Source organism: Enterococcus sp. DIV0660C, from assembly GCF_017316125.1.
Taxonomy (GTDB): Bacteria; Bacillota; Bacilli; order Lactobacillales; family Enterococcaceae; genus Enterococcus_B.
Window position 1 is genome coordinate 95,687 of the sequence record NZ_JAFLWA010000010.1, and the last position, 25,762, is coordinate 121,448.

The 25,762-nt window shown below is 34.8% G+C and carries 23 protein-coding genes; 3 read left to right on the top strand and 20 right to left on the bottom strand.

Annotated elements, in window-relative coordinates; translation table 11 throughout:
- Positions 1 to 116: 116 nt before the first annotated feature.
- From DOK81_RS02650 to DOK81_RS02665, 4 genes are all read right to left on the bottom strand, one after another.
- Positions 117 to 524 carry an NUDIX hydrolase gene (locus DOK81_RS02650; protein WP_206907785.1) on the bottom strand — a complete coding sequence of 136 codons (408 nt, stop codon included), beginning with the start codon at positions 522 to 524 and terminating at the stop codon, positions 117 to 119.
- Between the two features lie 341 nt (positions 525 to 865).
- Complete coding sequence (locus tag DOK81_RS02655; RefSeq protein WP_242589851.1) at positions 866 to 1,231, bottom strand: hypothetical protein; 366 nt, start codon at positions 1,229 to 1,231, stop codon at positions 866 to 868.
- 515 nt (positions 1,232 to 1,746) lie between these two features.
- Entirely contained in the window at positions 1,747 to 1,989 is a 243-nt protein-coding gene (locus DOK81_RS02660) for a helix-turn-helix transcriptional regulator (RefSeq protein WP_206907787.1), read from the bottom strand.
- A 342-nt stretch (positions 1,990 to 2,331) separates the two neighbouring features.
- Complete coding sequence (locus tag DOK81_RS02665) at positions 2,332 to 2,907, bottom strand: TMEM175 family protein (protein ID WP_206907789.1); 576 nt, start codon at positions 2,905 to 2,907, stop codon at positions 2,332 to 2,334.
- Between the two features lie 163 nt (positions 2,908 to 3,070).
- Here DOK81_RS02665 and DOK81_RS12255 point away from each other — a divergent pair, with 163 nt between their 5' ends.
- Positions 3,071 to 3,271 carry a hypothetical protein gene (locus tag DOK81_RS12255; protein ID WP_242589853.1) on the top strand — a complete coding sequence of 67 codons (201 nt, stop codon included), beginning with the start codon at positions 3,071 to 3,073 and terminating at the stop codon, positions 3,269 to 3,271.
- Positions 3,272 to 3,421: 150 nt separating this feature from the next.
- On the opposite strand, the gene DOK81_RS02670 is transcribed toward DOK81_RS12255, so the two are convergent.
- Entirely contained in the window at positions 3,422 to 4,240 is an 819-nt protein-coding gene (locus DOK81_RS02670) for a ZIP family metal transporter (protein ID WP_206907790.1), read from the bottom strand.
- Between the two features lie 154 nt (positions 4,241 to 4,394).
- On the opposite strand from DOK81_RS02670, the gene spxB reads away from it, so the two are divergent.
- Positions 4,395 to 6,122, top strand: a complete 1,728-nt coding sequence (spxB, locus tag DOK81_RS02675; RefSeq protein WP_206907792.1) for a pyruvate oxidase — start codon at positions 4,395 to 4,397, stop codon at positions 6,120 to 6,122.
- A gap of 45 nt (positions 6,123 to 6,167) precedes the next feature.
- On the opposite strand, the gene DOK81_RS02680 is transcribed toward spxB, so the two are convergent.
- The gene (locus tag DOK81_RS02680; RefSeq protein ID WP_242589855.1) at positions 6,168 to 6,698 is read right to left on the bottom strand and encodes a DUF308 domain-containing protein; all 531 of its coding nucleotides are present in this window, start codon (positions 6,696 to 6,698) and stop codon (positions 6,168 to 6,170) included.
- 220 nt (positions 6,699 to 6,918) lie between these two features.
- Between DOK81_RS02680 and DOK81_RS02685 the strand changes: the two genes are divergently transcribed.
- Positions 6,919 to 8,541, top strand: a complete 1,623-nt coding sequence (locus DOK81_RS02685; RefSeq protein ID WP_206907803.1) for an ATP-binding cassette domain-containing protein — start codon at positions 6,919 to 6,921, stop codon at positions 8,539 to 8,541.
- 55 nt (positions 8,542 to 8,596) lie between these two features.
- On the opposite strand, the gene DOK81_RS02690 is transcribed toward DOK81_RS02685, so the two are convergent.
- From DOK81_RS02690 to dnaA, 14 genes are all read right to left on the bottom strand, one after another.
- Complete coding sequence (locus DOK81_RS02690) at positions 8,597 to 9,460, bottom strand: DegV family protein (protein WP_206907806.1); 864 nt, start codon at positions 9,458 to 9,460, stop codon at positions 8,597 to 8,599.
- Positions 9,461 to 9,688: 228 nt separating this feature from the next.
- The gene (locus DOK81_RS02695) at positions 9,689 to 10,981 is read right to left on the bottom strand and encodes an adenylosuccinate synthase (RefSeq protein ID WP_206907808.1); all 1,293 of its coding nucleotides are present in this window, start codon (positions 10,979 to 10,981) and stop codon (positions 9,689 to 9,691) included.
- A 209-nt stretch (positions 10,982 to 11,190) separates the two neighbouring features.
- Complete coding sequence (gene dnaB, locus DOK81_RS02700; RefSeq protein ID WP_206898959.1) at positions 11,191 to 12,558, bottom strand: replicative DNA helicase; 1,368 nt, start codon at positions 12,556 to 12,558, stop codon at positions 11,191 to 11,193.
- Positions 12,559 to 12,816: 258 nt separating this feature from the next.
- On the bottom strand, positions 12,817 to 13,269 hold the full coding sequence (gene rplI, locus DOK81_RS02705) for a 50S ribosomal protein L9 (RefSeq protein ID WP_206907811.1): 453 nt from the start codon (positions 13,267 to 13,269) through the stop codon (positions 12,817 to 12,819).
- A gap of 5 nt (positions 13,270 to 13,274) precedes the next feature.
- On the bottom strand, positions 13,275 to 15,248 hold the full coding sequence (locus DOK81_RS02710; protein ID WP_206907813.1) for a DHH family phosphoesterase: 1,974 nt from the start codon (positions 15,246 to 15,248) through the stop codon (positions 13,275 to 13,277).
- Between the two features lie 156 nt (positions 15,249 to 15,404).
- Positions 15,405 to 15,641 (bottom strand): 30S ribosomal protein S18, encoded by a 237-nt coding sequence (gene rpsR / locus DOK81_RS02715; protein ID WP_016623165.1) that lies wholly within the window; start codon positions 15,639 to 15,641, stop codon positions 15,405 to 15,407.
- Between the two features lie 24 nt (positions 15,642 to 15,665).
- Positions 15,666 to 16,178: a single-stranded DNA-binding protein gene (ssb, locus tag DOK81_RS02720; protein ID WP_206898961.1), complete on the bottom strand. Its 513-nt coding sequence runs from the start codon at positions 16,176 to 16,178 to the stop codon at positions 15,666 to 15,668.
- A gap of 47 nt (positions 16,179 to 16,225) precedes the next feature.
- Entirely contained in the window at positions 16,226 to 16,525 is a 300-nt protein-coding gene (gene rpsF, locus DOK81_RS02725; protein ID WP_067483652.1) for a 30S ribosomal protein S6, read from the bottom strand.
- 182 nt (positions 16,526 to 16,707) lie between these two features.
- Positions 16,708 to 19,200 carry a DNA gyrase subunit A gene (gene gyrA / locus DOK81_RS02730; RefSeq protein WP_206907815.1) on the bottom strand — a complete coding sequence of 831 codons (2,493 nt, stop codon included), beginning with the start codon at positions 19,198 to 19,200 and terminating at the stop codon, positions 16,708 to 16,710.
- Positions 19,201 to 19,221: 21 nt separating this feature from the next.
- Positions 19,222 to 21,168, bottom strand: a complete 1,947-nt coding sequence (gene gyrB / locus DOK81_RS02735; RefSeq protein WP_206907817.1) for a DNA topoisomerase (ATP-hydrolyzing) subunit B — start codon at positions 21,166 to 21,168, stop codon at positions 19,222 to 19,224.
- Positions 21,165 to 22,289, bottom strand: coding sequence for a DNA replication/repair protein RecF (gene recF, locus DOK81_RS02740; protein ID WP_206907819.1), 1,125 nt, complete (start codon positions 22,287 to 22,289; stop codon positions 21,165 to 21,167). The genes gyrB and recF overlap by 4 nt, the downstream gene beginning before the upstream one ends.
- The gene (gene yaaA, locus DOK81_RS02745) at positions 22,276 to 22,518 is read right to left on the bottom strand and encodes a S4 domain-containing protein YaaA (RefSeq protein ID WP_067483660.1); all 243 of its coding nucleotides are present in this window, start codon (positions 22,516 to 22,518) and stop codon (positions 22,276 to 22,278) included. Before yaaA ends, recF begins: the two co-directional genes overlap by 14 nt.
- Before the next feature lie 226 nt (positions 22,519 to 22,744).
- Positions 22,745 to 23,875, bottom strand: coding sequence for a DNA polymerase III subunit beta (gene dnaN / locus DOK81_RS02750; RefSeq protein WP_206907821.1), 1,131 nt, complete (start codon positions 23,873 to 23,875; stop codon positions 22,745 to 22,747).
- A 169-nt stretch (positions 23,876 to 24,044) separates the two neighbouring features.
- A complete protein-coding gene (gene dnaA / locus DOK81_RS02755; RefSeq protein ID WP_206907823.1) occupies positions 24,045 to 25,379 on the bottom strand; it encodes a chromosomal replication initiator protein DnaA in 1,335 nt (444 codons plus the stop codon).
- Positions 25,380 to 25,762: the final 383 nt, after the last annotated feature.

Below are 25,762 nucleotides of genomic sequence, written 5' to 3' on the forward strand. Positions count from 1 at the left end.
CCATCTTTCTTTCTAAGGTAAAAACAGAGTGACTTATTTACCATAAAAAAAACTGACTATCTAGTCAGGAAGATAACATATTTAAAAAGTTAAATATAAAAGTAACTGCGTATTTTTTAACACCAAGTTGTCTGTGCTGTCTTTAAATCATCTTGTCTAGAAAGCCATTGAAACAACGAAGCTAAACTAGGAGAAAATTCAACAGAGCTTAGCTCAGAAATAAATTGTACACCTTTAATTTTATTAGGCTCATTCAATGTTGGACGCCCTGAAGCCTGATAAGCAAAATAAAAATGTCCTTCCCATTCCACCTCTTCAAAAAGAAAATCCGCTTGATAAACTTCTTCCACTTGAGAAATTCGTAACGCAGTTTCCTCGTACACTTCACGTATGGCACACTCCATTGTAGTTTCCCCAATTTCTTTTTTCCCACCTGGAAAATTCCAAACATCTACTCTGTCCCTAATCACCAAGAAATCCCCAGCGGTGTCTTTAATAAATACGCGAGAAAAAACTTTTTTCATAAAATCAGTCCTTTTGAGTTATAGCAATAACTTGTTTTCGCTTTCATCTACTAGTATAGCAAATTTAGTAGTTAAATTTAGTTACTCAAAAAACAATTAGAAAAAGCTGCTGCCACTTGATGATTTATGTAAAATAATGGTCATAAGCTTTTTCTGAGTTAATTTTAACGACACCTAGTTCAAGCACTTTAACAACTGATGATATATAGGTACTCTCTTGCTGTGGCTATAATGTTACTAGAAGTAGGAAATGTACGAAAACTAGCAACACCTTGTGTAAGAACAGCCTCTGAGTTGTTTACTCAAAAGCTGCCTTTTTTTACTTAGTTATTTCTTAATTTTTACTTTACTAAGTTGAGAATCTCTTGATAAATATTTTCAATATTCAGCAAGCCATAGTCCCTCTTTGATATTTCAATCACAGGTATTATAGGAAATTGTTTTTCAATTTCTTTTCGTGCAAAACTAAATGAAGGCGTCAATAGAATAACATCTGCTTGTTCTCCGTATTTATTTATCTGACTAGATTCATATGTGTCTACTATGATATTTTTTTCGTTTTTGTTCATCAGTAACTGTAATTTACTATTCAAAATTTGTGTTTGTAACAAGCCTTTATCACTCATGAAACTCCCACTCAAGTCAAAAATCAAGACTTTTATATCAGTTGAAACTTGTTCTATATTCGTATTTTGAGACCTTTTCATCTGCTCACCCCTTTTCATTTTTGAAAAAAGAAAATCCAAAAATATCTGCTTAGTATTAAACGTGTTTGAATATCCAGATTACCACATTTCACTCCTCTTTAAATACTGATTGAGGTGTGACATTTAGGATTTCTGCTGATGCTTTTTGTGTCATTTTTTGATTGTCTCAATTCTTTTATTTTCTACCATCAATGTACTCCTTGAAGAATAGTTTGACAATGAATCTTTTGCTAGACTCACTCTTTCTTTACTCAACAAACATTTTTTATTCCTTTCCACTATGGAAGATTTCTATGTTATTTAACATCCAAGTAATAGCTTATGTAGTAAAAACCTCATATATTGCAAAGCTAATAAATTCCGCATTTTTATCTTTATGAAAATGCTCAGCTATCTGATAAGATTGCCAAAGTAAACTATTGTTTTGATCTATCTATTTTTTATTTACTGTTTATCTAATCTTTAGTTAAAATTTGATATATCAAATTTTAGTTAGCATTCTTTTATTAGTAATTCTATGTACGATCATATTCAGATGGCTCTTTAGACGATGGAAGTTTTTTGGGATAATCTGTCCGTCCTAGTAGAAAATCACTATTCGTTCCATAAAAGTCGGATAGTATGATCAGTAATTTAATTGGAATACTCCGCTCTTCGCGTTCATATTTTGAATATAAAGAGAAGTCACAAGCTAAAATGTCAGCTAACTCTCGAATAGTTAATTGGTGTTCTAATCGCAATTTACGTAAATTATTCATTATTTTTTTCCTTTTTATTTATTGTAACCTATCTATCTCAGTATAAGAAAACTGTTCCCTTTTCCTTCAACAACATAACATTTCTTTTACCTAACCATTCTAGCCACTACTTACTACTAAAAATACCCCCTAAAGGTATACAAAACTAGATTTTCTCCTTATAATATTTGGCGTTTATCTCTTAAATGAATACGGTAAAAATGTGCTAATTCATCATTTATAAATAACACGTTTGTCCTCCTTGTTTTGATGTTTTTTAAGTTATCCACTGTGGAAAACTTTTATGCATATGTTTAATCCACAAAAGAAAGGTGCAAGACTGTTTGTCCTACACCTTTCTTTTCATCCAAAATACTGTTCTACTCTTTTTATTGGAATGAACCACATCAATAAAATCAATACATTTACAACTAAAACTGCTATAGGTGCGACTAACCATCCCAATAATAATCCTAAAATATTCAGTCCAATGGACAGATAAGATTTCCGGTAATCAATCAGTAATTCTTTCACAACACTTTCTTTTTTATTTACTTTAGCGAGTTCTCTTGCTAGAAAATAATAGGTAACATTAGCAAACAAGGTCACTAACCCATACACAAGTTCAGGCACTAGACTATTAATATATTCACTGATCCAAGCAGTTGCAAATGGGAATAAAGATAAAGAAAAAATAAAAACACTATTTCGCCATAATACTTGTCCGTTTATTCTTTTGACCACTAAAAATAAATGATGGTGGTTATTCCAATAAATAACCAGTGTAAAGAAACTGATTACATAAATCAAAATTTTATGTTCAAGTCCAATTAATGCCGACCAAGTATCTGAACCTGGTTGATGTAACTCTAAAACTAAAATGGTCATAATAATTGCAATAACTGCATCTGTAAATGCTTCTAAACGATTCTTTGTCATAATTTTCTCTCCTTTCGCTTATTTTATATGGAAACATTCAAAAAAAGCAAAAGATAATCATCTGAAGTCTGATGAAATAATCAGTCTTTAGTTGGACGTGAAAAAAGTAAAAATTTGTTAAACTTTTTATATAGAAAAAACATATGAAATGAGGGAATAGTTCATGGGACAAAAAAATATAATCGGAAAAGTATTCTTGTTAATTCTTTTTCTAATCATCGCTAGCTCTGTTATCAGTCTGTTTGTTGGTTTACTAAGCGGATTCTTGTGGTTTGCAATCAAATTACTCATCCCATTGGCTATTGCTATTTGGCTAGTCCGATTGATTACAGGCACGTCCGGTAACAATAGACGATACTACTAATTATTGCACGAAAAAAGAAGAGATCTCAAAAAATATTTTCTAACTACAACTAGAGAGCCTTCAATTTTTTATGATTTTTATTCAAAAAGTAAAAAAACCAGAGAAATTTTTCTCTGGTTTTTGCTTTGAATAAAAGTTTAATCAAGTCTGTTATCCTAATGCTACATCTAAAATCATCATAATCATAAAACCGAGCATGACACCAAATACCGCAAAGTGTCGTCGGCTTGACAACGTTTGTTGCGCTTCTGGAATCAATTCTTCTACAACAACGTAAATCATTGCACCCGCAGCAAAAGCTAGCGCATAAGGCAATAATAGCGAAACTCTCGTTACAAGCAATGCACCTAACACTCCTGCAATTGGTTCGACCACTCCCGAAGCCTGCCCATACCAAAACGCTTTTCTTCGACTTAACCCTTCTTGTCTCAATGGAATCGATACTGCTGCACCCTCAGGGAAATTTTGGATGCCTATTCCTAAAGCTACTGAAATAGCGGCTAACGTTGCTGCCTTAGGATCACTAGCATTCGTAGCTGCTCCAAACGCTACACCTACTGCCAATCCCTCTGGTATATTGTGTAATGTAATCGAAAAAACCAATAAAATCGTTCGTTTCAAATGTGTTTGGAATCCTTCTACTTCATGTTTTGGACCAAAATGCATGTGAGGTAACGTCTTATCTGCTATGTAAAGAAAGACACCCCCTAAACCAAATCCTATGCTTACAACCAACCAGGCAATATCACCATTTTCTTCTGCCTTTGAGATTGCTGGATCTAGCAATGACCAAAAACTGGCAGCAATCATTATTCCCGAAGCAAATCCTAGCATCAAATTTAATAACTCTTTCTTGATGTCTTTAAAGAAAAATACAAGTGCTGCGCCTAGCGCTGTCATAAAATAAGTGAATCCTGTTCCCACTAATGCTTGTACCCATGGATCTAACCCTAATAACCAAGTAACCATTGATTTCTCCTTTCTCGTTTACTTATTCATCATACTAAAAAAAGTATTTTTTCGACACCTATCACAACTTATTATGTGAAAAAACGAATTAGTTGGGACAAAATAAAGAAAGAGTTATACTGAGTCTAACAAAATAAAAGGAGTGATACATCATATGTCAACCATAAATTCAGGCGTAGCTATGGTCAAAGTTTTAGAAAGTTGGGGCATTGATCATATTTATGGTATCCCTGGCGGCTCTTTTAATTCCATCATGGATGCTTTATACCAAGAAAAACACTCTGTTAAATATATTCAAGTTCGTCATGAAGAAGTAGGAGCACTTGCTGCCGCGGCAGATGCAAAATTGACTGGTAAAATTGGTGCTGTATTTGGCTCGGCTGGTCCTGGAGCTACACACTTAATCAATGGGCTGTATGACGCACAAATGGATCATGTACCAGTAGTTGCATTTCTTGGTCAAGTCGCTTCGACTGCAATGAATTATAATGCTTTCCAAGAATTAAATGAAAACCCTATGTTTGCCGATGTTAGTGTCTATAATAGAACAGTAATGACACCAGAAAGTCTCCCTCATGTAACCGATGAAGCTATCAAAGCGGCTTATAAATACAATGGTGTTGCCATAGTAACTATCCCAGTTGATTTTGGTTATGCAGATATCGAAGACCAAGAATTCAGTACAGCCTCTACCCACCAGAACAATGTTTTGCTACCAAAAAAAGAGGAAGTAATCAAAGCTTTACCATACATCAGTGAAGCAAAGAAACCTGTACTCTATATTGGCCAAGGGACTCGTGGAGGGTTTGAACAAATCAAAGCTTTCTCAGAACATTTTTCAATGCCTGTTGTTTCTTCTGTATTAGGAAAGGGGATTGTTCCAGATAACTATCCTAATTTTCTTGGTTTTGCTGGGCGTGTCGCTACCAAACCTGCAAATGAAGCATTGGCTGAAGCTGATTTAATTTTCTTCGTAGGAAGTGATTTTCCTTTTGCCAAATACTTCTTCAATCCTGATGCTAAATTTGTACAAGTAGATATTGATGCGTCAAAATTTGGTCGTCGACACCAAACTTCATTAGCTATTTTAGGAGATGCTATCACAACATTGCAAACTCTGGTTGAAGTTGGAAAATCACGTCCTTCAGATAACTGGTTACTTGCGAACCAAAAAAATAAAGAAAATTGGGTCAACTGGCTTCAATCATTTGCAACCAAAGCTGATAAGCCAATTCGTCCCGAAGCTGTATACAATGAAATCAATCGTATTGCAGAAGAATCAGCTATTTTTGTAACAGATGTCGGTAATACAACGATCCAATCTATTCGTCTATTAGATTTAAATGGTCAACAAAAGCATACAACATCTGGTTGGTTTGCCACGATGGGTTACGCCGTTCCGGCTGGGATTGCTGCAAAATTAAGTTATCCTGAACAACAAGTTTTTACACTCAGTGGTGATGGTGGATTTGCAATGGTCATGCAAGATATTATTACTCAAGTAAAATATCAATTACCTATTATCAATGTTGTTTTTTCAAATGAATCCTTTGGTTTTATCGAAGCTGAGCAAGAAGATTCTGAGCAAAATAAATTTGGCGTCTTTTTGGAAGGTGCTGATTTTGGAAAAGCAGGAGAAGCGTTGGGGGCTGATGGTTTCACAATCACTGAATTCTCACAATTGCGACCTGCATTTGATGCTGCGGCAAAATCAACTCGCCCAGTAGTCATCGATGTCAAAATTTCAGATAAGCGTCCATTACCAGTTGAAGATCTACATCTGGATCCTCGTCTTTATTCAACTGAAGAAATTGAAAGTTTCAAACAAAAATATGAAGTACATGACATGCCAGTCCTTCATGAAATTTACGAAAGTCTATAAAAAAATAGCGTATGCTCAAAAAGCATACGCTATTTTTTTGTTTTTTTATCTAAATGCATAAACAATATGAGTGATTCCAAACATCATAAAGTAAAAACCAACTAAGAAACTCAAAGTTAATGCTGAAGAAATTGGGTTAAAAAGTAACACGATACCTAAAAAGATACCTAAAATATTGATAATAACTGTAAACCAATAATATCCTGTACTGATATTTTTTGCCAGATCAGTAACAAATAAAGCAAACACCGAATCAATAATAAACCAAATAGCAAATACAAAAGGCAAGGCCATCACACCTGCATTTACGTTAAACAGCAAAAAGAGTCCAATTAGAATATCAATAATTCCAACTACTAAAGGCATTTTTGCTTTATAACCGGTTAATTCTTTCAAGCGATTACGACCAATAATTTCAAAAATTCCCTTTAAAAAAGCAAATACTGCAAATACCATAACAATTGCCACTAAATTTCCAACTGGGTCTTGAAATGATAATAGCGATACAATTACAAATAAAATACCTATCAGTAGTGATCCCCAATCAACCATTCTTCTATTTTCATTCATTTTCATACCTTCTTTCTTTTATTTACATAACTAATACTAGACGCACTTTCGACGTGCGTCAAAAGTTATGCTGTCTATCTCGCTAAAAATTTTTCAGCAAAATTTTTAAGTTCCACGTGAAACACAATTAAAATTGGTATTACCTTGAAACTTTTACCTTTCCCCTTTATAATTCTATAAGACTCAAATTCGTCAAAACTACTATAAATATAAGTGAGGAAAAAAATTGATTACTGTAAATGATGTAAGTTTGCACTTTTCAGATCGCAAACTGTTTGATGACGTTAATATTAAATTCACTCCGGGAAATTGTTATGGATTGATTGGTGCAAATGGAGCAGGTAAATCAACTTTCCTTAAAGTTTTATCTGGAGATTTACAACCTTCAACTGGGAATGTTACTTTAGGTCCTAATGAACGTATGGCTGTTTTGAAACAAAATCATTTTGATTATGAAGAATATACTGTTTTAGAAACTGTTATCATGGGACACAAACGATTGTATGAAGTAATGAAAGAAAAGGATGCTTTGTATATGAAGGAAGACTTTTCTGATGCTGACGGCATTCGTGCTGCAGAATTAGAAGGAGAGTTTGCTGAGCTAAATGGTTGGGAAGCTGAACCAGAAGCAGCAGTTTTATTACAAGGCTTAAATATCCCTGAAGAACTACACCATCAATTAATGAGTGAATTAACTGCTGGTCAAAAAGTAAAAGTTTTACTGGCGCAAACACTTTTTGGTAAACCTGATGTATTACTGCTGGACGAACCTACCAATGGACTGGATATTCAATCAATCAATTGGTTAGAAGAATTTTTAATTGAATTTGAAAACACTGTAATCGTAGTATCACATGACCGTCACTTTTTGAACAAAGTTTGTACGCACATGGCAGATTTGGACTTCGGTAAAATCAAACTTTATGTCGGAAACTATGATTTTTGGTTAGAATCTAGCCAACTTGCAACAAAACTTCAAGCAAATGCAAATGCCAAAAAAGAAGAACAAATCAAAGAACTACAAGACTTTATTGCGCGTTTCAGTGCAAATGCTTCGAAATCTAAACAAGCAACTTCACGTAAAAAAATGCTAGAAAAAATTACGTTAGATGACATTCAACCGTCTTCAAGGCGCTATCCATTTGTTGGATTTAAACCTGAACGTGAAATTGGAAATGATCTTTTACAAGTAGATAATGTGAGTGTAACCATTGATGGTAAGCAAATCTTAAAAGATATATCATTTACTTTGAACAAGGAAGACAAAGTTGCTTTTATAGCAGATAATGATATTACAACTACTACATTGTTTAAAGTAATCATGGGCGAAATCAAACCCGATACTGGGACTGTTCGCTGGGGTGTAACAACCAGTCACTCTTATTTAGCGAAAGATACTACAAAAGAATTCAATACTGATTTAACGATCCTTGACTGGTTACGTCAGTATGCAAGTAAAGAAGAAGACGACAACACTTTCTTGAGAAGCTTCTTAGGACGAATGCTTTTTTCTGGAGAAGAAGTCTTAAAACCAGTTAACGTTTTATCTGGGGGAGAAAAAGTTCGCTGTATGCTTTCAAAGATGATGCTTTCAAAAGCAAACGTCTTAGTGCTCGATGATCCAACAAATCATTTAGATTTAGAGTCAATTACTGCTCTAAATGATGGATTGATGGCTTTCACTGGTTCTATCCTATTTGCTTCTCATGACCACCAATTTATCCAAACACTAGCAAACCGTATTATTGCTGTTTCTGATAAAGGTGTAATTGATCGAGCAGATACAACCTATGATGAGTTTTTAGAAAATCCTGATGTCAAGAAAAATATGGATGTATTATTTTCATAAAACCCACAAAAAAGCGTAGGGACAATTAACTGCCCTACGCTTTTTTTATTATGGATTAACGACTCGTCCCCATTGAAAAGATAGCAATGCAACCATAACCAGTATGGCTAGCAATCGTTGGTCCTAATGGATAAAGCACAATATTTTTTACTTGGATTTTTTCTTCTAATTGTTTCTTAGCTTTTTCAGCACTTTCTAAATCTCCTGCATAAGCAATATAAATGGTTTGTTCAAGAGGTGCTACAATTGATTGGATCGTTTCATCAACAATTTTTTGAATGGATTTATTTCTTCCACGAACCTTATCAACGTTTGTTAAACGTCCTGCTTCATCAACGGTAATGATAGGTTTTACACTTAAAATACTTCCTAATGTCGCACTTGTCTTAGAAATTCTTCCCCCACGCTCAAGATGTTTTAAATCATCAACAGTTACCCAAGAGCGAACTTTTAAATAATTATTCTTCAACCACTCTAAAACTTCTTCAAGAGGCTTTCCTTCTTCTTTTAATCTGGCTGCAGCTAAAACCAACAGTCCTTCACCAATACTAGCCGCCTTTGTATCAAAAACATAAATTTCTGGATTCTCGTACTCTTCCTTCAATAGCTCAACAGCTTGCATTGCACTACTATAAGAACCGCTCATTGCGCTAGAAAAAGCAACATAAAGGACAGGAATCTTTTTTTCAACATATGATCGGAAAAATTCTAAATAGCCACCCACATTTATTTGTGAAGTGGTTGGCATTGCTTCGCCTTTTAATTCATTCATATATTTTTCATAATCAAAAGTTTTTCCTAAGTCGTCAATTAATTCTTCGCCATTTAGCTGGATTTTCATTGATAAAAAGTCGACATTTATTTCTTTTAATACCTGATAAGGTAAATCACAACAAGAATCAGTCACTATTTGATACACATGATTCAACTCCTTTTTTATTCTTAACCCGCCTAACTACTACATTATAACAAACGTCTTGTAATCAAAAGGAATTTATGGCTATTATTTACGAAAAAACTTGAAGCAACATGAATAAATTCAAGGTTACTTCAAGTTTCAGTTGTTTTATATTAAAAAGTTTTCCCAAGATAACTCACTTCTAAAAGAAATGTCCTGATTCAGTTATCTATATGGGCTAAAAGTGTCTTAAATTTGCGCCCACACGCTTTCTAAGATGTTTGTTTGGTTTCTATCTGGTCCAACTGAGAAAGTAGAAATACGCACGCCTACAAGCTCTGAGATACGTCTTACATAATTACGAGCATTTTCTGGTAATTCTGCTAATGTTTTACAACTAGTAATATCTTCAGACCAACCTGGTAATTCTTCATATACAGGTTTGCAACGTTTTAATTCTTTCAAGCTAGCTGGGTAATGATAAATTAATTCTCCATCTAATTCATAAGCTGTACAGATTTTTACTGTGTCTAAGCCACTTAAAACATCAATAGAGTTAAGTGAAAGGTTCGTAATCCCTGATACACGTTTTGAATGACGCATAACAACTGTATCAAACCATCCAACACGACGTGGTCGGCCAGTTGTTGTACCATATTCCCGACCAACTTTACGAATTTGTTCACCAGTTTCATCAAATAATTCAGTTGGGAAAGGACCATCGCCTACACGTGAAGTATAAGCTTTACATACACCAACCACTTTATTGATTTTTGATGGGCCAACGCCACTACCAATTGTTACGCCTCCAGCAACTGGATTAGATGAAGTAACAAATGGATATGTTCCTTGATCAATATCCAACATAACACCTTGTGCACCTTCGAATAACACGCGCTTCCCAGCATCTAACACATCATTTAAAATGACTGAAGTATCTGTCACATATTGTTTGATTTGTTGACCATACTCATAATATTCTTCAAAAATTTCTTCGAATGAAATTGGTTCAGAGTCAAACATTTTAACAAATTGACGATTTTTGTCTTCTAAATTCATACGTAAACGTTCTTCAAAAATTTCTTTATCTAATAAATCTGCGATTCGAATCCCTACACGTGCTGCTTTATCCATGTATGCAGGTCCGATTCCTTTGATCGTTGTTCCAATTTTATTCTCGCCTTTCGCATCTTCTTGCAATTGATCTAATTTAATGTGGTATGGCAAGATGACATGCGCACGGTCAGAAATTCTTAAATTGTCCGTCGTAATATCTTTTTCGTGTAGATAGGCAAGCTCTTTTACTAAAGATTTAGGATTAACAACAACACCATTCCCAATCACACTGATTTTATCTTTGTAAAAAATCCCAGAAGGAATTAAATGCAGTTTATACGTAACACCACTAAATTTAATTGTATGTCCTGCATTATCGCCACCTTGGTAACGTGCGATTACTTCTGCGTTCTCACTAAGGAAGTCAGTAATTTTTCCTTTCCCTTCATCGCCCCATTGTGTACCTACTACTACTACAGATGACATTCGAACACCTCATTTTATATTATTTGATCCTGAACTATTGTACCAATTTACACCTATATATTCAAACAAAATCGAATGATATTTTATTTTATTTCGTAAAAACGGTTTATTTACGAACAATTTACTAATTATTTAAAAAATTTCTATAATAAAAAAGCTCGGCTTTACTGTCTACACAATAAAACCAAACTTTTCTCAAATAAAATCATTTAGAATTCTTCCCTTGGTGAAAGTGAAGAAAACTTATTGTATTCTTTTATAAAAAGTAACTCAACAGTCCCACGTGCGCCACTTCGGTTTTTTTCAATGATCACTTCGATTACATTATCATTTTGCGGTTCTGTCGCCTCTCCGTCTTCGCCGCCTTCACGATCATAATAGTCATCACGATATAAGAACGCCACGATATCGGCATCTTGCTCAATGGATCCAGATTCCCGGATATCACTAAGAACTGGACGTTTATCTTGTCTCTGTTCTACACCACGTGAAAGTTGGGATAAAGCAATGACAGGTACTTTTAACTCTTTTGCCAATTTTTTCAGCTGACGTGAAATATCAGACACTTCTTGTTGGCGATTTTCTCGTCCACTTCCTTCAATCAATTGTAGGTAATCAATCAAGATTAACCCTAAATTTCCTTTTTCTTGTGCCAGTTTTCTACACTTCGCACGAATTTCAGAAATTTTGATACCCGGAGTATCATCGATATAAATATTTGCTCGTGACAAGCTTCCCATAGCGACAATTAAGTTGGACCACTCTTCTTCTGACAACTGTCCCGTTCGTAAATGACTAGCTTCAATAGATCCTTCTGCACAAAGCATACGATTTACTAACGATTCCGCACCCATTTCTAAACTAAAAATTGCTACAGAACGATCTGTTTTTGTTCCCACATTTTGAGCAATGTTCAGAGCAAATGCTGTTTTACCTACTGCAGGACGAGCAGCAATAATAATTAATTCTTCCGCTTGGAACCCTGCAGTCATTTTATCTAAACCTTGATACCCTGTCGGCAAACCAGTAATCTCTTCATTATTTTGTGCAAGCTGATCTATATTTTCAATCGTAGAGTTCAAAACTTCTGCAATTGATAAAAAACCACTACGATTTCTTTTTTCAGATACTTCTAAAATACTTCGTTCCGCATCATCTAAAATCGACTGAACTTCTTCACCTTGCTCGAAACCCTTAGTTACAATTCCAGTTGCGGTTTGGATTAAATTTCGCAGTAAAGATTTTTCTTCAACAATTTTGGCATAATAAGCCACATTTGCAGCTGTAGGTACTGCCAAAGCAAGTTCTGAAAGGTAACTCAATCCTCCGGCATCTTCTAAAAGATTTCCTTGCTCTAATCGATCTTTCACAGTCACAACGTCTATTGCTTCATTCCGATCATTCAATTCAATCATTGTTTCAAAAATAATTTGATGACCACGACGATAAAAATCTTTTGGCTCTATGTATTCCATGGCATCAATGATCGTTTCTGCATCAAGAAAAACAGAGCCTAAGACTGCTTGTTCCGCTTCAATATTTTGCGGTGGGATTCGATCCTGCCACACTTCACTCATACTTATCGCTCCTTGTCTTCAGTTGCTTCATTTTACAAGAAAATAACTGAAATGTACACCGTAAGAAAGGAGGTGTGACAAGGAATTGTCATACCTCCTTTCTCCAAATAAATAGTGTTTCCCAAGCAACGCCTCAGATAATTCATAATTGTTCAAAAACATGTGGAGCTATTTTTGACAGTTTTTTTTTTTTCGAAGCTGATCATTTGGAGCCACAACTTTATTAACGGTGTTCTCAAAACAGCCGCTTTGTACTTTTTATTCTTGTATAACATGTACCTTAATTATCGCAGTTACATCATGATGCAATTTAACTGGTACATTGGTGTAACCTAAAGCTCTGATCGGTGTTTCCAATTCTATTTTTCGTTTATCAATTTTTACTTTATATTGTTTGTTCAAGCCTTCTGCAATTTGTTTTGATGGAATTGATCCAAACAAACGACTGTCTTCACCAGCTTTTGCTTTGATTTCAACAACTGTGTCTTCTTTTTCAAGAAAATCTTTTAATTTTTTTGCTTCAGCTAAAATTTCTGCTTCATGCTTTTCCTGCGCTTTTTTCTGTCCAGCTAATTGACTGATGCTTCCTTTATTAGCTTCCTTGGCTAAATTATTTTTTAATAAATAGTTTTGTGCATATCCAGTTGGAACTTCTTTAACGTCCCCTTTTTTGCCTTTTCCTTTTACATCTTGTAAGAAAATTACTTTCATTTGGCCTACTCCTTATCATATATTTGATTTATATTGTTATGAATTGCTGCCAATAACTGCTCTTTTGTTTCTTCAACCGTGGTATTTTCCAATTGTGTCGCTGCATTAGTAAAATGGCCCCCGCCACCTAAAGATTCCATGATGAGTTGGACATTGATTGTTCCGCTACTTCTTGCACTAATCCCAATCAAGCCATCCGTTCGCTTAGTAATAACAAATGCAGCATTAATATCAATCATTGACAGCAGTGTATCAGCTGTTTTAGCGGCAATAACACTATTATACTCTTTCTCATTTGTTCCTGCTGTTACAACAATATCTTCTGTCACATACTCACTGTGCGCAATTAGATCACTGATTTCTAAGTAAGTATCTAAATCAGAACTTAATAAATATTGTACTAATGATGCATCTGCTCCGCAAGACCTTAAATAACTAGCCACATCAAATGTTCGAGCTGTAGTTCTCACATTAAAACTATTCGTGTCTACAGTCATCCCAGCAAGCAAAAGAGTTGCTTCAAAACGATCAAGTTTATTGATTCTCGTACTTTGATATTGAATCAATTCTGTGACCAATTCTGAGGCTGATGACGCGGAGGATTCAATATAAGTTAATAATGGTTTATTGGGAAATTCTTCTCCTCGTCGATGATGATCAATGATAACAATTTTGTCAAATTGGTCGTATAAGCTCTGTGAGATTGATAACGACGGTTTATGATAATCTACCATAACTAACAAATCATTATCCTGTTTAATCTCCATCGCTTGCTCTGGCGAAATTATTTGAGCTTCTAATTCTGGATGCTTATGAATTTCTTCTAAACATCTGGAAACATCTGGTATAATTTCGTCTTCATTAATCACAACATATGCTTTTTTTTGATTGAATCGTGCCAAACAACTAACACCGAAAGCAGAACCTAAAGCATCCATATCTGGAAAACGATGTCCCATAATAAACACATCACTTGTTTCCGTAAATATTTTCCGTAATGCAGTACTCATTGCACGGGATCTTACTCTTGTTCTTTTTACATTTTTTGCTGATTTCCCACCATAGTAAGTTGGTTTTGATCCCTCATGGACTTCTTTAACAACAACTTGGTCGCCCCCGCGAACTAGAGCAATATCTAAATTATTCTGCGCTTCATCGCCAATTTCTTCTAACGTTTTTTGCCCATATGCAACACCCATGCTTAGTGTAATCGGTAAATTTTGTTTCTCCGCTTCAGCTCTCAATCGGTCCAACAAATCGAATTTCTTTTCCATCATCTTTTTTAAGTCAATCATTTGTGCAAAAAAGAAAAAACGCTCTGCGTTTATTCTCTTATAAAAAATATGATATTCGTCCATCCAATCAGAAATCAAGGTGGTAATGAATGAATTTAGATAAGAAATTTCTTTATCATCTAATTTATCAATTGCATCTGCATAGTTATCAATTGACAAAATTCCAATCACGGGTTGTACATTTGTTTGATGCAATTTTAATAATTGATTTTGTGTAACGTCACTGAAGTAAATAACCCCTTTGATTGTATCTAAATCAAACTGAAAGGTTTTATCTGCTAAATATAATTGATTTTTATTTTTTTCTTTTGCAGAGAAAAAAGCATCCAATAATTCAGTTTCCGATAACGCACTCTTATCTTTTATATCTAGAGCAAAGGGATTTAACCATTCGATTTTTTGTGTTGTTGGCTGGTAAGCGATTACCCCTACAGGCATAATTTCTGAAACATATGCAAGGTTGGTTTCTGCCACAGTTGATGCTTGTTGAATTTTCTCTCGATTCCTTAAAACTAACCATCGACTCACTTTCAACCAATAACGGAACCAAAGCGCATTCATGATCAGTACAATTAATGCACTAATTAATCGAAATGGAAACACTAGAATGACCGTAACTTCAATTAGAATAAATAAAAAAAAGAAGAATGGTTTAGGGGTAAAATTTAAATTTTCATTTTCCATGTTCTCCCTCCCACTAATAATTAGTTCAATTTTACCATATTTTCATCATTACAAGCGACTAACATCTATATTGCTCACTAAATCAAAAACTAGTTCTCTTTTATATAAAAAAGAAGCAACAACCTAAAAGGTTGTTGCTTCAACTTTTACAATTTATTAGTCTTCACTAACGAAAGGTAGTAAGCCCATAATACGAGCGCGTTTAATTGCAACAGTAAGTTTACGTTGGTTTTTAGCGCCAGTACCAGTTACACGACGTGGCAAAATTTTACCGCGTTCTGAGATAAATCTTTTTAGCAATTCGATATCTTTATAATCGATATATTCAATATGATTAGCAGCAATGTAGTCTACTTTACGACGTTTACGTCCGCCTCTTCTTTGTTGTGCCATTCTATTTCCCTCCTATCAATTCGTTTAGAATGGTAAATCATCATCTGAAATGTCAATCGTTGAACTTGAACCAAATGGATCAGTTGTATCACGATCAAAATCAGGCATACCGTTGGATGATTGAGATGTTTGATTAAAGTTATTGTTTCCACCAAATGTGTTTGTTGATTGGTTTGAGCTTTGATACCCGCCACTTTGTTGACGATTCTCTGATGCAGAACGAGATTCCAATAATTGGAAGTTATCAGCTACTACTTCTGTAACATAAACTTTTTGTCCTTGTTGATTATCATAAGAACGTGTTTGAATACGTCCGGTAACACCTAAGAGTGTACCTTTACGTGCATAGTTAGCCATTGTTTCTGCTGATTTACGCCAAATAACGCAGTTAATAAAGTCAGCCTCTCGATTTCCACTTTGGTTTGTAAAATTACGATTTACGGCCAGAGTAAACGTTGCTACTGCAGTTCCGTTTGATGTATATCGTAAATCCGGATCTTTAGTCAGACGTCCAACTAGTACAACATTATTAATCAAAACAGCCATCTCCTCTCATCGTTTTCTTTTGTTCCATGTGAAACAAATTAAGCTTCTTCTTTAACAATCATGTGACGAACGATATCGTCGTTGATTTTAGCAAGACGATCAAACTCGTTGATTGCACTTGCATTTGATGGAGAAGACACTTTAACGATGTGATAGATACCTTCACGGTAACCGTTAATTTCATAAGCTAAACGGCGTTTTTCCCAATCTTTAGATTCGATAACTTCAGCTCCGTTATCTTTTAAGATTGTATCGAAACGTTCGATTAAAGCAGTTTTTGCTTCTTCATCAATGTTTGGACGAATAATATACATGATTTCATATTTCGTATTTTCCATTGATTTCACCTCCCTATGGACTTTAGGCTCTTGTTATTCCAAGAGCAAGGAGAGTTTTCTAATATAATTAGACTACTCACAATCTTTGATTATACACGTAAGCCACTCTTTGCGCAACAAAAAAATAAGAGTACCTTAAAAATTAAGGTACTCTTATTATAAATGATTTTCAAAGAAAATTTTTATTCTTCTGTTGTTTCTTCTACATCATTTTCTGAATTTACATCTGCAACTTCTTCAATCGCTTCAGGTTCAACTGCTGCCATCGTTACAACTTTCGTATCAGCTTCCATTTTCATTAAACGAACACCTAATGTTGAACGACCAGTTTGAGAGACAGTTGATACATTAAATCGAATAATGACACCTTTATCCGTAATCAACATGATATCCTCTTCACCAGTAACAGTCGTTAATCCTGCCAAAGGACCATTCTTTTCTGTAATATTAGCCGTCTTAATTCCTTTACCACCACGACCTTTTACAGGATACTCGGATACTTTTGTGCGTTTTCCATATCCTTTTTCTGTAATTACAAGAACTTCATGATTTTCTGTCATCAAAGCTGCGCCAATGACATAGTCTTCTTCCCTTAAACGAATTCCCCTTACACCAGAAGCTGTTCTACCCATATCACGGATAGCTTCTTCTTTGAACGTAACAGAGTAACCATTGTGTGTTCCAATAATAATGTTCGATTCGCCATTTGTTAGTAAGACATTGACTAACTCATCACCATCTTTTAATCCGATGGCGATCAAACCATTACTTCTAATATTAGAAAATGCTGTCACCGCTGTCCGTTTTACAGTTCCGAGGCGAGTAGTAAAGAACAGATAATGGCCTTCTTCTGCCTTCCCTGTCACAGCAATAATTGCTTGGATTTTTTCACTAGAATCAATTCCAAGTAAATTAATAACAGGAATTCCTTTAGCAGTTCTCCCATATTCTGGAATTTCATATCCTTTTGCACGATATACTTTTCCATTGTTCGTGAAGAATAGTAAAGTATCATGGGTTGAACAAGATACTAGATTTTTTACAAAATCATCATTATGAACGCCCATACCTTGTACACCACGTCCACCACGTCTTTGGGCTCTAAATTCGTTATTAGCAACACGTTTGATGTAACCATTATTTGTCAAAGTAATAACGATTTCTTCTTCTTCGATTAAATCTTCATCTTCTAGGCTCAAAACTTCACCAACTAAAAGTTCTGTCCGACGTTTATCGCCAAAACGTTGATTTAACTCAGCAAGTTCCGTTTTGATGATTTCAGTAATTCGTTCTGGTCTAGCTAAAATATCTGTCAAATCTGCAATTAGTTTTAGTAACTCTTGATATTCATTTTCGATTTTTTCACGTTCTAAACCAGTTAATCTACGAAGACGCATATCTAATATGGCTTGTGCTTGACGATCTGACAAAGCAAATCGTTCAATCATTGTTGCTTTTGCAATATCGTCAGATTTTGATCCACGAATAATAGCAATAATTTCATCAATATGATCTAACGCAATTCGTAAACCTTCTAAAATGTGTGCTCTTGCTTCAGCTTTTTCTTTGTCAAAAATTGTACGACGTGTAATTACTTCACGCTGATGTTCAACATAATTTTCAAGAATTTCTTTCAAGCTTAAAACTTTTGGAACACCTTTTTCAATTGCTAACATATTGAATCCAAACGAGTTTTGTAGTGAAGTCATTTTATATAAGTTGTTCAAAATAACAGAAGCACTAGCATCACGGCGAATATCAATAACAATACGCATTCCTTCACGAGAAGATTCATCTCGTAAATCAGTAATTCCTTCAATTCGCTTATCCCGATGAAGTTCAGAAATTCGTTCAATTAGTTTCGCTTTATTTACCATGTATGGTAATTCTGTAACTAAAATTCGTTCTTTCCCATTTGGCATTTCAGTGATTTCAACTTTTGCTCGAACAGTAATTGATCCTTTACCTGTTTCATATGCACGGCGTATTCCAGATTTCCCCATAACTAGACCACCAGTTGGAAAATCAGGTCCGGGTAACACTTCCATTAGTTCATTTGTCGTAACTTCTGGGTTTTCTATCAATAAATCAATTGCTGCCACAACTTCTGATAAATTATGTGGTGGAATGTTTGTTGCCATTCCTACCGCAATACCAGTTGTTCCATTGACCAAAAGGTTAGGGAACCGAGCAGGAAGAACTTCTGGTTCCTTTTCCGTATCATCATAGTTACTTTGGAAATCAACTGTATTTTTGTTAATGTCTCTTAGCATTTCCATAGCAATCTTACTCATTCGAGCTTCTGTATAACGCATTGCGGCAGCTCCGTCACCGTCTACAGAGCCAAAGTTTCCATGACCGTCAACTAGCATATAGCGATAGCTAAATGGCTGAGCCATCCGAACCATAGATTCATAAATAGCACTGTCTCCGTGGGGATGGTATTTACCCATAACATCCCCAACAATTCTGGCTGATTTTTTATGTGGTTTATCAGGTGTCACACCTAATTCATTCATTCCGTACAAGATACGACGATGAACTGGTTTCAATCCATCTCGAACATCAGGTAATGCACGAGCTACAATAACACTCATTGCATAATCGATGAAGGAGTCTTTCATTTCATTGGTTAGATTGACATCATGGATGTTTTCACTAAATTTTTCACTCACAATTCTTTTCCCCCTTCATGATTAAATATCTAAGTTTTTAACGTAGTGTGCATTCTCTTCAATGAACGCACGTCGAGGTTCTACGCGATCTCCCATCAGCATTTCAAAAATTTGGTCTGCAGCAATTGCATCATCTACAGTTACACGAGCCATCATTCGATTAGTAGGATCCATGGTTGTTTCCCATAGTTGATGGTCATCCATTTCCCCTAGACCTTTATAACGCTGAACATTTGGTTTAGGTGATGAAGGTAAGGTCGCAATAATATTTTTCAAGTCCTCTTCTGCATTTTTTCCAGGCTGAACATAAGTGATTTTCTTTCCTTGTTTTACCCCGTATAAAGGTGGTTGTGCAATATAAACATAGCCTGCCTCTACGATTGGACGCATGTAACGATAGAACAGTGTTAATAGTAATGTTCTGATATGAGCGCCATCGACATCGGCATCGGTCATGATGACTAATTTGTGATAACGTGCCTTTGATACATCAAAATCTGCTCCAAACCCTGTACCCATTGCTGTAAATAATGAACGAATTTCCTCATTGGCTAAAATTTTATCCATACTTGCTTTCTCGACGTTTAAAATTTTCCCACGAATTGGCAAAATTGCTTGGAACTGTCGATCACGTCCTTGTTTTGCTGATCCTCCCGCAGAGTCTCCTTCGACGATGAATAATTCACACTTTTCAGGGTCATTACTTGAACAATCCGCTAATTTTCCTGGTAAATTACTAATTTCTAGTGCGCCTTTGCGTCGAGTAACTTCACGTGCCCGTTTAGCAGCTAAACGTGCTTTAGATGCTAGTAATCCCTTATCAACGATTTGTCGCCCAACACTTGGATTTTCAAGTAAAAATTTCATAAAATGTTCACTAAACAAGCGGTCTGTTACAGTACGAACTTCAGAATTCCCTAGTTTTGTTTTCGTTTGACCTTCAAACTGTGGATCGGGATGTTTAATTGAAATAACAGCTGTTAAACCTTCGCGAACATCTTCCCCAGTTAAATTGTCATCATTTTCTTTCATCAATTTTTGTTTTCTTGCATAGTCATTAACAACGCGTGTCAGTGCCGTTTTAAATCCAGATTCATGTGTTCCACCTTCATATGTATGAATATTATTGGCAAAACTCATAATATTTGAATGATAACCATCTGTATACTGCATTGATACTTCGACTGTGATATCTTGCTGCTCACCTTCCAAATAAACTGGCTCTGGGAACAAGACATTTTTACTGTTATTTAAAAATTCGACATAGCTCTTAATACCACCGTCATAATGATATTCTTTAATAACCGGTTCTTCTTCACGCTTGTCTTCAATTGAAATATGCATGCCACGATTTAAGAAAGCTAATTCTCTAATACGTGTTGCCAATTTATTAAAATCAAAAACAGTTGTTTCAGTGAATATTTCTGGATCTGGAATAAAATGAACAGTTGTTCCATGACGATCAGTTGTGTCAATAATCTTCAAATCATCGACAACTGCACCTCGACGATATTCTTGATAATAAACATTTCCATCTTTATAAACTCTGACATCTAACGACGTAGACAATGCATTAACAACAGAAGATCCTACACCATGAAGACCACCAGACACCTTGTATCCGCCACCGCCAAATTTACCTCCAGCATGCAAAATAGTAAAAACTGTCTCAACAGCAGGACGACCTGTTTTAGCCTGAATACCAACAGGTATACCACGACCATCATCAATGACTGTTATGCTGTTGTCCTTTTCAATAATTACATGAATAGAAGTAGCAAAACCAGCTAATACTTCATCAATTGAATTATCAACGATTTCCCATACTAAGTGGTGTAATCCTTCTGAGCTTGTTGTCCCAATATACATCCCTGGACGTTTACGAACGGCTTCCAGTCCTTCTAATACTTGAATCTGACTGGCATCATATTCTTTAGCGCGATCCACTAAACTTTTTTCTTCTGTCATTCAGTTTCGTCTCCTTTTATTTTTCCCTGTTGAACATAGAATATTTCTGGCTCAACGGTCATTTTATTTTTTACATGGTCAAGTGTTGTCGTTGTTAAAAAAGTTTGGACTTTTCCTTCAATAGTCTCCAACAAATGTAATTGGCGGTTATCATCTAATTCACTCATCACATCATCCAATAACAAAATTGGATACTCACCCGTCTCTTCTTTAATCAAATCGATTTCGGCCAATTTTACACTTAAAGCAGTAGTTCTCTGCTGTCCTTGTGAACCATAAATTTGAACGTTTTTTTCATTGATAAAAAAATGAAGGTCATCTCGATGGGGTCCTACTGTTGTCGTACCTCGAAATAGATCCTTTTTTTGATTTTTCACTAATTCTTCTAAAAATTGTTTTTGAATTTGTTCTTGTGTTTGATTTTCTAAAGAATTAAGCGTAGTCACATATTCAATTCTTAGCTGTTCTTTTTGATGCGTGATTTGTCGATGTAGTGAATTGGCCCAAAATTCTAATCTTTTAATAAATTGGCTTCTAGCTTTTAACACTTTACTTCCAAAGTCTGCCAATTGTTCCGATAAAATATCTAGATAAAGCAAATCTGATTGTTTTTTTTCACTCAATTGCTTTAAATATTGATTTCTTTGTTTCAAAATTGACTGATATTGAACCAAATTATACAGATAAATAGGATTAATTTGGCCTAATTCCATATCTAAAAATTTTCGTCGTATCTGAGGGCTACCTTTCACTAATGATAAATCTTCTGGTGCAAATAAAATGACATTTAGCTGCCCAACATAACTACTTAATTTTTTTTGTTCAATATGATTGATTTTAGTTTTACGTCCTTTTTTAGATAGTAAAATCTCTAAAGGAAGTTTAGAAGAACCTTTACTAATTTCTCCCTGAACAAGCGCTTGTTCTTGTTCCCAGCCAATTAGTTCCTGCTCACTGGTTGTACGATGACTTCGTGTCATAGCCAGTACATAAATGCTTTCTAATAGATTCGTCTTTCCTTGAGCATTCTCCCCCAAAAAAATAATCAAATTCTTGGAGAAATCCATAGTTAATTCATCATAGTTTCTATAATTTTTAAGGTGGAGCTTATTCAGCCTCATTATTCACTTTTCCTTTTTTTACCATAAAAAAAGTTCCTACATCTGGAACTTCAATCATCATCCCGGGATAAAGTTTTCTTCCACGACGGTTTTCTGGTTCACCGTCAACTAAAACAGTATTTTCAGCTAAATACCACTTTGCTTGGCCACCACTACCAATAACAGTAGTTTCTTTCAACATTTGGCCCAACGTCATAAATTCTGTTTCTAAAATGACTTGTTGTTTCAATATCCATCCCTCATTTTCATTATTAAACATAGCATTATTATACCTTTTTTTGAGGAATAAAACAAATTTTCCCACATATTTTCAAATATAAGAAGATTTAATTCTAAAAAGGTCTTTTGAATAAAAAGAAACAGAAAGCCTTAAAATTGATTTTAGGGCCCTCTGTTTAAAAATTTATTTTTTCTATTTCTTTTCAAAGTATTTTGCAAAAGAGTGAAAAAAAAGATTAATTTGTTCGAACTGGCGTGATTAATTGAATAAATTGAACACCTTCTTCAGCTGGTTCTAGTGTGAATGGACGAATAGCTGAAATGAATTTAACTTTGATACTCATATCCCCAAATGCACGTAAAGCAGCTTTCATGTAATCTGGATTAAATGAAATTTCTAATGGATCTCCACTACTAGTCGTATAAGTTAGGCTTTCTTCTACTTTACCAATTTCAGGTGAGTTTCCATATAACACAACTGAATCTGGATTAATAGATAGACGAACAATGTTATTGCGACCTTCATGAGACAATAATGAAGCACGTTCAATCGCAGCTAATAAGCTTGGTACTGAAAATTCAACTTCTGTGTTAAAGCTTGATGGGATTAAACGATTTGTATCAGGATAGTTTCCTTCTAGTAAACGAGAATAGAAGAACATTGTTTCTGTCTTAAAGAGTACTTGGTTTTCCATGATACTAATTTCAACAATCTCTTCTTCGTTTGTCAACGAGCGAGAAAGTTCTGTCAAGCTTTTACCAGGGATAACAATATCAAAATGATCAGCTGTTTGTTCTACTGGTATAACTCGTTGACTTAAACGATGTGAATCTGTAGCAACAGCCAATAAAGATTCATCCGATAAAATTAAATGAACCCCAGTTAAAATTGGGCGACTTTCATGTTGAGAAACAGCAAAAACTGTTTCATTAATCAATTTATTTAATACATGTACTGGTAATTTCATTTGGTTATGACTTTCAACAACTGGTAAATGTGGGTAATTATCTGCATCTAATCCATTGACAGTAAAGTTAGCTTTACCAGAAGTAATTGCTACCTGTTTATTTTCTAAAACTTCCAAAGTAAAATTTTCTTCCGGTAAACGACGAATAATTTCACTGAAAAAGCGTGCTTGTAAAACAATTGAACCTGTAGATTCAATTTGCATTTGAGCTTTTTCGTTTTCAACAGATAAAAGTGTTTCAATTGAGATATCTGCGTTGCTCCCTGTTAAAGTTAAACCTTCGTCAGTTAACGTGATTTTGACCCCAGTTAAAATTGGGATAGTCGTTTTACTTGAGATAGCTCTTTGAACAGTTTGTAGTTCTTGCATAAAGCTAGCTCGATTTAAAGTAACTTTCATGATGAATCTCCTTTTGATTAGTTAATTTATTATTAGTTAATTAAAATAATAAAAGTAATAGGGCATGTTAATTTTGTGGAAAACTAGTGAAACCATAATTGTCCGTAGAAAAAAAGACTGTGGACAAACTGTGGATAAAAAAAGAAAAACTTTCATATTTATCCACAAACTAATTAAGTAAGAAATTTTTGATTTCTGAAACTTCATTTTGCATGCTCATGCTTGAATCCATCAAATGTTGAATTTTTTCATGTGCATGGATGACAGTTGTATGATCTTTTCCGCCAAATTCAGCACCAATTTTTGGTAATGAACTGTCTGTGAGCTCGCGTGCAAGATACATCGCAATTTGACGTGGAACAACAATAGACTTGACACGTTTCTTCCCTTTTAAATCTTTCAGCTGAACATGGTAATACTTAGCAACTTCTTCTTGGATTTGTAAAATAGTCAATTGAGAATGACCTTTTCCAGATTTTAATGTCTTTAAAGCATCAGCGGCCAAGCTAGTTGAAATATCTGAGCTATTGATTGCGGCAAAAGCTTGAACTCGAACCAAAGCTCCTTCAAGTTCGCGAATGTTCGAGTCTATTTGACCTGCAATATAACTTAAGGTGTCATCTGGGATCTCTAATTGCTCAGCAGCAGCTTTTTTTCGTAAAATTGCTGTTCTAGTTTCCAGATCTGGTGGCGTGATATCGACAGAAAGTCCCCAAGCAAAGCGTGAAACTAGGCGTTCCTGTAGTTTTGGAATTTCATTGGGCAAACGATCACTTGTTAATACGATTTGTTTACCTTCATTGTACAGTGCATTAAATGTATGGAAAAATTCCTCTTGGGTAGCTTCTTTTTCTGCAAAAAATTGAATGTCATCTACTAATAGTAAATCAACATTCCGATATTCTTGGCGAAATTCTTCAGCAGTTTTATTTTGGATTGAATTGATAAAATCATTTGCGAAAGTTTCGCTGCTTACATATTTTACTTTTGCATTTGGTTGGCTTAACAACATTTGATGACCAATTGCATGCATCAAGTGAGTTTTACCCAAACCAACACCACCATAAAAGAAGAGTGGATTATAAATAGATCCAGGATCTTCTGCTACAACTAATGCTGCAGCATGCGCCATTTGGTTTCCTTTACCTATGACAAATGTATCAAAAGTGTATTTAGGATTTAACATGGCTTTTTTTATCGGGGCAACGACAGCTGGCTTCTCATTTTTTTCAATAACGATTTCTTCTTGTTCAATCTCATCACCAGTGACAAAACGTGGAATAATTTCATCTTCAGTCAACATATAGCCAACTTCAACAATTTTTGTAGCTAGATTTTTCTCCCAATATTCTTTGTGAATCTTACTTGGAACCTCTAAGACAAATTGATGCTTGTCTAGTGAGCGAGGTGTTGCAGTTTCAATCCAAGTATTATAACTCGCTGGAGATAAATCTCTTTGATAAGTAGTTTTTAATTCGTTCCATAAAGCATCGAGGGATACCATAAGGCTTCCTCCTTCATTAAAAAGTGAATAACTAGTACTAATTTAGCATTTTTTTAGATAGTTTTCCACAGAAAGAAAAGAAAAAAATAAATTTATTTGTATTATCCACAAAATTAACTCAAAGAAAAAAGAGAAAATCACAAGGGAGGAAAAAACTTATCCACAGGAGTAATTAACAGGTGGATAAGTTACGATATAAAAAAGTTTTCAACAAGTATGTGTGTATAAAAAAATGAATATATACTAGTGATTCACGAAACAATTCACAGAAAAATGAAACCCTGTGGATTTCTTTTTTTACATGTGTTTATTCTGTGTAAAAAGCATGGTAAAAAAATTGTGGATAATTACTGTTGATAACTTTTTCCACAAAAAAATCACAC

Coding starts and splice junctions, on each gene's coding strand:
- DOK81_RS02665 (WP_206907789.1), bottom strand. CDS start 2,907: ATGACAAAGAATCGTTTAGAAGCATTTACAGATGCAGTTATTGCAATT.
- DOK81_RS02660 (WP_206907787.1), bottom strand. CDS start 1,989: ATGAATAATTTACGTAAATTGCGATTAGAACACCAATTAACTATTCGA.
- rpsF (WP_067483652.1), bottom strand. CDS start 16,525: ATGGAAAATACGAAATATGAAATCATGTATATTATTCGTCCAAACATT.
- dnaN (WP_206907821.1), bottom strand. CDS start 23,875: ATGAAAGTTACTTTAAATCGAGCTAGCTTTATGCAAGAACTACAAACT.
- gyrB (WP_206907817.1), bottom strand. CDS start 21,168: ATGACAGAAGAAAAAAGTTTAGTGGATCGCGCTAAAGAATATGATGCC.
- DOK81_RS02650 (WP_206907785.1), bottom strand. CDS start 524: ATGAAAAAAGTTTTTTCTCGCGTATTTATTAAAGACACCGCTGGGGAT.
- recF (WP_206907819.1), bottom strand. CDS start 22,289: ATGAGGCTGAATAAGCTCCACCTTAAAAATTATAGAAACTATGATGAA.
- DOK81_RS02680 (WP_242589855.1), bottom strand. CDS start 6,698: ATGAAAATGAATGAAAATAGAAGAATGGTTGATTGGGGATCACTACTG.
- dnaA (WP_206907823.1), bottom strand. CDS start 25,379: ATGGTATCCCTCGATGCTTTATGGAACGAATTAAAAACTACTTATCAA.
- DOK81_RS02695 (WP_206907808.1), bottom strand. CDS start 10,981: ATGTCATCTGTAGTAGTAGTAGGTACACAATGGGGCGATGAAGGGAAA.
- DOK81_RS02710 (WP_206907813.1), bottom strand. CDS start 15,248: ATGGAAAATGAAAATTTAAATTTTACCCCTAAACCATTCTTCTTTTTT.
- spxB (WP_206907792.1), top strand. CDS start 4,395: ATGTCAACCATAAATTCAGGCGTAGCTATGGTCAAAGTTTTAGAAAGT.
- rplI (WP_206907811.1), bottom strand. CDS start 13,269: ATGAAAGTAATTTTCTTACAAGATGTAAAAGGAAAAGGCAAAAAAGGG.
- rpsR (WP_016623165.1), bottom strand. CDS start 15,641: ATGGCACAACAAAGAAGAGGCGGACGTAAACGTCGTAAAGTAGACTAC.
- DOK81_RS02670 (WP_206907790.1), bottom strand. CDS start 4,240: ATGGTTACTTGGTTATTAGGGTTAGATCCATGGGTACAAGCATTAGTG.
- dnaB (WP_206898959.1), bottom strand. CDS start 12,558: ATGAGTGAAGTGTGGCAGGATCGAATCCCACCGCAAAATATTGAAGCG.
- DOK81_RS02655 (WP_242589851.1), bottom strand. CDS start 1,231: ATGAAAAGGTCTCAAAATACGAATATAGAACAAGTTTCAACTGATATA.
- DOK81_RS12255 (WP_242589853.1), top strand. CDS start 3,071: ATGGGACAAAAAAATATAATCGGAAAAGTATTCTTGTTAATTCTTTTT.